This window comes from Deltaproteobacteria bacterium (assembly GCA_019309545.1).
Lineage (GTDB): Bacteria > Desulfobacterota > Desulfobaccia > Desulfobaccales > Desulfobaccaceae > Desulfobacca_B.
Window position 1 is genome coordinate 1 of the sequence record JAFDGA010000052.1, and the last position, 7395, is coordinate 7395.

4 protein-coding genes are annotated in these 7395 nt (G+C 51.5%); 2 read left to right on the forward strand and 2 right to left on the reverse strand.

All coding sequences use genetic code 11. From position 1 onward, the window contains the following. Positions 1-118: 118 nt before the first annotated feature. Positions 119-889, reverse strand: coding sequence for a L,D-transpeptidase (locus JRG72_11010; GenBank protein MBW2135732.1), 771 nt, complete (start codon positions 887-889; stop codon positions 119-121). A 782-nt stretch (positions 890-1671) separates the two neighbouring features. Between JRG72_11010 and JRG72_11015 the strand changes: the two genes are divergently transcribed. Together JRG72_11015 and JRG72_11020 are read left to right on the forward strand one after the other, a co-directional pair. After that, entirely contained in the window at positions 1672-3438 is a 1767-nt protein-coding gene (locus JRG72_11015) for a BamA/TamA family outer membrane protein (GenBank protein ID MBW2135733.1), read from the forward strand. A 117-nt stretch (positions 3439-3555) separates the two neighbouring features. Further along, the gene (locus JRG72_11020; GenBank protein ID MBW2135734.1) at positions 3556-7275 is read left to right on the forward strand and encodes a translocation/assembly module TamB domain-containing protein; all 3720 of its coding nucleotides are present in this window, start codon (positions 3556-3558) and stop codon (positions 7273-7275) included. On the opposite strand, the gene JRG72_11025 is transcribed toward JRG72_11020, so the two are convergent. Continuing rightward, positions 7276-7395 (reverse strand): IS1595 family transposase (locus JRG72_11025; GenBank protein MBW2135735.1); only part of this gene is annotated, 120 nt, incomplete at its 5' end.

The window sequence follows — 7395 nt, forward strand, 5'->3', positions numbered from 1 at the left end:
TTCTGTGAGAAAAGATCGAGGGCGGCAGCAAGCATCTCTTGCCGTTGCCGCAATTTCTCTTTTTCCCGTGAGATTAGAAGGCCCTTTGCCAATGTCGGTCGGGGAAGGGTGAAGACCCTTAGCGGCAGAAAGGGACCGGATGCGTGCGGTCCAGTTTAGGGGTGTGGATGATGCGGCCCGGGGTACCGACCTCTACCAGGTCAAACAATTCCTGGGCATGATGGGTGAATAATCGGATGCAGCCGGCAGAATCGTTTTTGCCGGGGAGGGCACCGCCGTGAATGTAGTACGGCCGCTGGAGCAGCAGAGCCCACGGCATCCAGGTCTCGTAAATAGTGGACCAGTGGTTCTGAAACTTGGCCTGGACCGCAAAGGTGATTAAGGGCGTCTTTTGGCCCGGAGCCCCGGCCGAAATTGGAAATACCCGCTTGAGTTCTCCCGCGACGTAAAAAGCCAGAAAGCCCTTGCCAATATCTACCAGCAGGTATTTACCATGCTGCACCAAGGACTTGTCATAGGCCGGGAAAATCTCTGGCATTTTGTAAAGATCTAAAGGAACTCGCAGCGTACTGCTTTCGATGGAGAACGGCTCTCGGGTGCGGGTCTTGATATATGAGGGGTGGAGGGCGTTGAAAAAGGAGATTCTGTTCCGACATTGATCAAAATCGCGGTTGAAGCTGGGGACGCGCCGACAGAGGCGGGTGATGGAAAAGTCCTGGGGGATCTCGATTTCGACGAACGGGACACCGTAAGCTAAACCGGAGTAAACGATTTTAAACCCGGATTTTTTTAACTCCTGGCACAGTCGGTGGTAGTCCGGTTCTTCTGCCCTGCTGGTGGCTCCCAGGGCGACCAGACAGAAGCACACCACCAGACAGCTAAAAATCATTCGGTTCCTATAGCTTTTTGGCGCGATTTTTTCATCCCCCACAGAAATCAGCTGATTCCAAGAATTATTGTAAGATAACAAATTTTTTCCGGAAATTCAAATTCCTCAAACTATCCTGAGGCCAGGAAAAAGGCCAGAGAAATTTTCGCCTAAACATCGCGGCATCGCACTCCACTAAAGGGTTTAAAAAAGAGTTAGAGAATTACGAATCAAAATCATTAACGAGATCCGTGGGCTTAAACTTGAAAATAAGGCAATCTCTGATCATGGGCTTGCAACACAGACGCACGCAAAAACTTAACCGGACATTGCTGAGATTGTCTAAGTTATTGTCAACTGATGAAATAATGTTAAAATAGTAATCAAGTATAATAATGGTTTTGGAGTAACTTATCTGATTCTTAGGTTTGGAGAGCGGGCGCAAAACCAGGCCATGAGGTTGGAATATATGCCAAAATTCTCTAAAACCAATTCCTGGCCGGTGGTTTTAAAGATGATCTTGGGAACCTAATAAAATCCTGATAAGCATTATTAAGGCCGGGGAAAAAACTTACAAATCGGGCGGGAAGTTCAGAAAAAGGCTGCCTGGGTAACAGAGGACAATTCCCGGGTATTTTAGGGTCGGGTCGTAAGTTGTTGATTGCCTAATTAAGAGGTCGCTTTATGGTTTAATCAATGGTTCAGGTGAATAATTTTATATGCAAAATTTGAACCGGGTTTCAGGGAAAATTATTATTCTGTTACTTACCTTAGCAATATTAATCTCTTGGGTAAGCCTTGGCATGACCCGATTTGAAGAAGAGGATGCCCCTCTGTCGCTCCGCTCCCTGACAATTACCGGCAACCAGATTATTCCTACTAACAATATTAAAGAAGAACTCACACTCACCCTGCCATCCCGCTGGCCCTGGAAAAAACTGCCCCCCTTCAAGCCAAAGGGACTGGAAAGAGATGTAGAACGTTTGCAGGCCTTTTATCGCCAGCAAGGGTTTTATCACGCCCGCATCACCCCCAAAATACAAAAGGATGAAGAGGGACGAGTGGAAGTGGAGGTGAACATCGACGAAGGCCCTTGGGTTGAAGTAACAGACGTGGATATTGAGATTGCCAACACGTTCCTTGCGGTGGAGCTCTCCACACTCCAGGACCAATGGCCTTTAAAACCCGGGGAGCGTTTCATTGAAAGCAACTATGAAGAACTCAAGCGCTTGTATCTCAACTATCTCTTAGACCATGGCTATCCCCGGGGCACAGTGGAGGGCAAGATCTATTTGGACGATGTCAAGAACACCGCCAGAATCCGGGTGAAAGTTATCCCCGGACCCTTGTCCTATTTTGGGGCAATCAGTGTCGAAGGAGAGCAAGAAACTCCAGAATATATTATTCTCAGGAAATTAACCTTTGAGAAGGGAGAGATTTTTAATTTTGAGGAAATCTATAACAGTCAGAGAAACCTTTACAAGCTGGACCTGTTTGAGAGCGTAGCGCTTACTCCCGAAGAAGTACCGGAGAAAGAACGCTATATTCCGATTTCGGTCAAGGTCAAGGAGAAGAAAAAAAGATCAATCAAACTGGGGCTGGGATACGGGGATGAGGAAGAATTACGGGCGCGCTTAGCCCTGCGCACCAGGAATGTCGGAGGTGGGGGGCGAGTGTTGGATCTGGAATCCAAGTATTCCAGCATCGAATCCCGGGTCGAAGCCATCTTCATGAATCCCCAACTCTGGGCCAGTTTTTTTGACCTAGCTATTCAGGGCGGCTGGATTCGTGAAGATCTGCCGGCCTATACCAACCGGACGTACTACACTCAATCCCGCCTGGAGCGGGACCTGCCTTGGGATTTTCGTCTTCATTTTGGTCATAATCTTCTCTTCACGCGCTATTATGACATCCATCCCGAAACCAAAGAGCTTTTACGAGAGCCTGAATCTGATGAACTTTTCCGAATTTCTTCGGCAATTTTGGGGTTGCGTCAAGAAACGACCGATAATAGCGTCGATCCTACCGAGGGAGGATTATTATTTGGAGAGGGAGAACTGGCCTCAAACTTTTTAGGCTCGAATCTGCAGTTTGGTTCGACGGTACTGGAAGGCAGGCGCTATCAGGGGATTGGCGGCAAAAAATTTATCCTGGCGGCCCGCCTCAAGTTAGGCCTTATTGAACCTATTCAGTCTACTGACGAAATCCCCCTGTATCGGCGTTTTTTCTGCGGCGGCTATAATAGTGTACGTGGTTATCGCCTGGATTATTTAGGCCCCCGGGATTCGGCAGGCAATCCGATCGGAGGCAATGCCTTGTTGGAAGGCAGTCTGGAAGCCCGAGTTCCCCTTTATAAGGAATTTCGCGGCGTCGTTTTCCTGGACTTCGGGAATGTTTACCCATTGGTCGAAGATCTGGATGTCGGTCAGTTGAAGTACTCGGCGGGTTTTGGCTTACGCTATAGCAGTCCTATTGGCCCGGTCGGGGTCGATATCGGATTCCCCCTCAATCCCATCGATCGCCACAAGGATGATTATCGCATTCATTTTACTATCGGACAGGCCTTTTAAAGCTGTTCAAGCTGACCAAGGTTAACGCAAAGTTGGCGCCAAACTGATAGGAAAAGGGTTCTGGGCGTCAAATTCAGCATTGCGATAATCACTTAATGTGGTAATTTTATAAAAGCTATGACTAGTTATCCTCGACTTCGCAAATTTCTGTTCACCGTGATGGTGATCTTATTAATCATCAGCTTCGCGGCCTGGATGATCTTGAGGTCCGATATGTTCTGGGCCTGGGCAGGACGAAAAATTGTGGCTGCGGCCCAGGGTCAGATTCAGGGCGAATTAACCGTCCAGGAAATCGAGGGTACTCCGTTTACGGGATATTTTTTTAATGATATTGTGCTTACCAGCCCCCAGGGGGAAGTCCTGCGGGCCCGCAGTCTGGAAATACGCCTCTCATTTACTTCGCTTTTGAGGCTACAGCCGCTGATTAGCAGACTGGCCCTCTATAAACCTCACCTTACCCTTGAGCAAGATCAGCAGGGGCAGTGGAATGTCACTAAAATTCTTCCGCCTTCCGAAGGCCCTCCGACGCCGGTGTCCTTGCCGATACGGGCCCTGGGTTTTTCCCAAATTCTGATCCAAGCCGGGGAAGTTACCATCATTCAGGCCGGGGAGCGCAAGACCTTTCAGGACCTGGATCTCGATCTGGCCTTCGGCCTTCTCCATCCCCTTAAGCCCGAGCAGATCCTGGAGGTGAAAAAGGTTAAGCTAGCCGTCACCACTCCCTGGGGGCGCTACCGGCTGGCCAGTCGTCTTACGCTCAGTCCGGAGCTTCTTAAACTTCCTTCCTTGGTAGTGGAATCTCAAGAGCAGTCCCTGCTTAACCTGGCGGGGCAGGTCGCCTTGGTTGAGAAAGCCGGGGAGATCCAACTGGGTGGCAAGATCGGTCCTCTGCCGAATGCTCTGATCAGGCAATTCTGGGCCCAGTGGCCGACGGGCTGGGAACCGACCGGAAAATTGCAGTTGCAAGGCACCTGGGCCAGAATGGAACTCAGCTTAGGAGGCCAGATTCACCAGGCCGCCTATGCCTTAAACGGCCTGCTGAGTCAGGAAGAGGAAAAGCAGAGCTATGATCTAACCTTCAGCCTGGAAGGCCTGACCCCGGAGATGCTGGCGGCCCTGGACCAGGCCCGGGCTGCGCAATATAAACAGGCTACGCCGCTTAATATCCGGCTCCACCTGAAAGGGGCCGGTCTGGCCTGGCCGCCGCCGCAATTTGATTGGCGGCTTAAGGTCAATTCCTTTAACTATGGTGCGGCGGAACTTAAGCCGATTGAAGTCGTATTTAAAGGTAATGCTCAGCAACAAAAGCTGGAAAGCCTTATCCAGAGCAATTTCGGCGGTTTAACCCTTAACGCCCAAGGCTCCTTACTGGCGGCCCCCAAAGGCAGCGTAAAACTCCAGGTTAAGGACTTTCAACCTGCGCTCTTGGGTCTAGGGGTGCCGTCAGGCAGCCTGTTTAGCGGTAAGCTTACCGGTAGCTTTCGGGTGCCGGACCTGTCGTCTTGGAGCCGGGCCGTGGCCGCCGGCGAACTGGAGGTCACCGGGCGTCTGGGTGAGCATCCTTTAAAAGAGTTACGGGGACGCCTGACTTATGAGAGTCCCAATCTGAATATTCCTCAACTCCGCTTACATCTGGGGAACTTGCAGGCGGAACTCCAGGGCTCTCTGAAAGGGGAGCGGCTTGATTTCACCCATCGCGGGAAATCATTGCGCGGCGGCAACTGGCCGGTGCCCGCGGCGTGGGGGGGCTCCCTGGCCTGGGAAGGCTCGCTCCAAGGCCACCAACACGCTCCCCAATACACCTTGCAGGTCCGGGGCCAAGCCCTTTCCTGGGATAATTTCGGGGTGAAATCCTTGTTCCTCAAGGTTGAGGGCCAGGGCCTGCCCCCGGACTCGGGACAGTTGGACCTCCAGGCCAAAAACCTTAATACCCCGGCCGGACTTTTTCACCAGGCCAGCTTCCAAGGCCAGGGCCAAACATCAAACTGGAATTTTAATCTCCAGGCCACCTCCCCCGATGGCCCGCAGGCTGAGCTCCGAGGCAGCCTGGATCTGAGTGCTAGTCCGTTGTCCCTGATTCTGCAGCAGGCCCGGTTTCGTTTGTTCGAAGTTTCGGCCCACAATCTTGGACCAGTATGCGCCCGGTTCTCTCCTGGCCTGGAATTGGAACCCGCCACCTTCCAGGTCGATGAAGGTCGGGTAATTATCCAGGCCCGGCTTAAAGGTCAACAAATTGCAGCTCGCCTGGAGGCTCGCGACTTGCCGGTAAAATTAGCCAAAATAAAGGATTTACGAGGGAAACTCAACGCCCAGATAGCTTTATCCGGCCGGTCCGAACAGCCGGAAATTGAGGGACAGATAAGTCTGCTCTCTGGAGGCTGGAAACATCTTTCCTTCCAATCCCTTACCACCAGCTTGAGCTATCGCCCCACCCTCTTCCAGTTCAACGGCGGCCTGCAAGAAGGCCCTTCCAAAGCCCGTTTTACCTGGGAAGGTCGCATACCTCTGCGACTTTCCATTATCCCTTTTCAACTTGCCCAACTGGACGAGGAGCTGTATTTCCGCCTCCGGGGAGAGCGAGCCAACCTCGCCATGTTGACGGCTTTCAGTGAAGAACTGGAAAAAACCGAGGGTTCCCTGGACCTCTGGGCGGAATTACAGGGAACCATGGACCAGCCCCGGATGTCCGGCGAGATCCGGTGGGGTGAGGGGGAGCTAACTCTGCGGCAAGCCGGTCTGCCCTATAAGTTGCTTCCCGGAGTAATACGGATACAAAACCAGAAAATAAGTCTGCCACAACTTACCCTGAAGAGCTCAGGAACGGCCAAACTGAGCGGAAACGTGGAATTGGCGGGTTTTACCCATGAACATATCAGGGCTCGGGCCCAATTCGATAATTTTAAGGTATTGGGGCGCGCCGGGTTGGAGGCTTACACTACTGGCGACATCAACCTGAACGGTCCCTTAATGGCTCTAGTGCTAAAGGGGCAGGTGACCATTCCCCAGGCTTCTCTCGGCACCGATTTCATCCAATCCGGTTCGGCGACTGGTAGGCATCAGGATATTGTTATGGTGCGGCAGGAAGAAGCCGAGAGCGAACCTACCGCAACTCCGGAGCTGATGGAAAATATGAAGATCGACCTGAGGGTTGATGGTCCGGAAGACATCTGGATCATTGATAAACTCGCCAAAGTGGAGCTGGCTCTGCATCTCCGCATCAGCAAACTGCCGCACCAAGCAATCCAGTTAGGAGGAACCGTCCGAACTTTAGAGGGTAGTATTGAGGTATATGATCGCGAGTTCAAAATTACAAAAGGAATCGTAGATTTCCCGGGAGTCCCCCACCAAGAACCATATTTAGAAGCCCAAGCAGTTCATGAGATGACCGATGCCACTTTTATGGTAAATGCCTCCGGGCCGCTGAATAATCCCAAGATCGAGTTGTCCAGTGACCCTTCCATGCCTCCCAATGATATACTTTCTTATCTGCTTTTTGGCCGACCCACCGGAAACCTGAGCCAGGAGGAATTCAATGTGAGCCAGCAGGCGGTGGGGGTTTTAGGAGGTATTACCGCCCAAAAGATTCAAGATTTTCTGGGCGAGGATTTCCCGGTCTTAGGCAATGTCAGCTTGAAAACCGGTAAAGGAACTCTGGGGGTGGTCAAACCTCTTGCCAAGGGCCTGACCCTAACCGTTGAACGCAAGTCCAACCCCTCTAATCAGAAGAATCCAACCCAGGTGCGCCTGAACTACCGGGTCAACCGCTACCTTAGCCTGGAGGCCCAACAGAGTCAGAACCGCTCGGGGGGGGATGTTTTGTTTAATTATGATTATTGATTATGCCCTTAGCTCTGCAAAAGTGCTTGTATCCGAATTGAGACAAGCATGAAGCATCCGGTTAAACATTTGCGGTTCCCAGAAGCGGCGGTTGAAACGGTAGCAAAATTCTGCCAGGTA

Excerpts from the sequence above, each read along its gene's own strand:
- JRG72_11010 (MBW2135732.1), bottom strand. The coding sequence starts at position 889 with ATGATTTTTAGCTGTCTGGTGGTGTGCTTCTGTCTGGTCGCCCTGGGA.
- JRG72_11015 (MBW2135733.1), top strand. The coding sequence starts at position 1,672 with ATGACCCGATTTGAAGAAGAGGATGCCCCTCTGTCGCTCCGCTCCCTG.
- JRG72_11020 (MBW2135734.1), top strand. The coding sequence starts at position 3,556 with ATGACTAGTTATCCTCGACTTCGCAAATTTCTGTTCACCGTGATGGTG.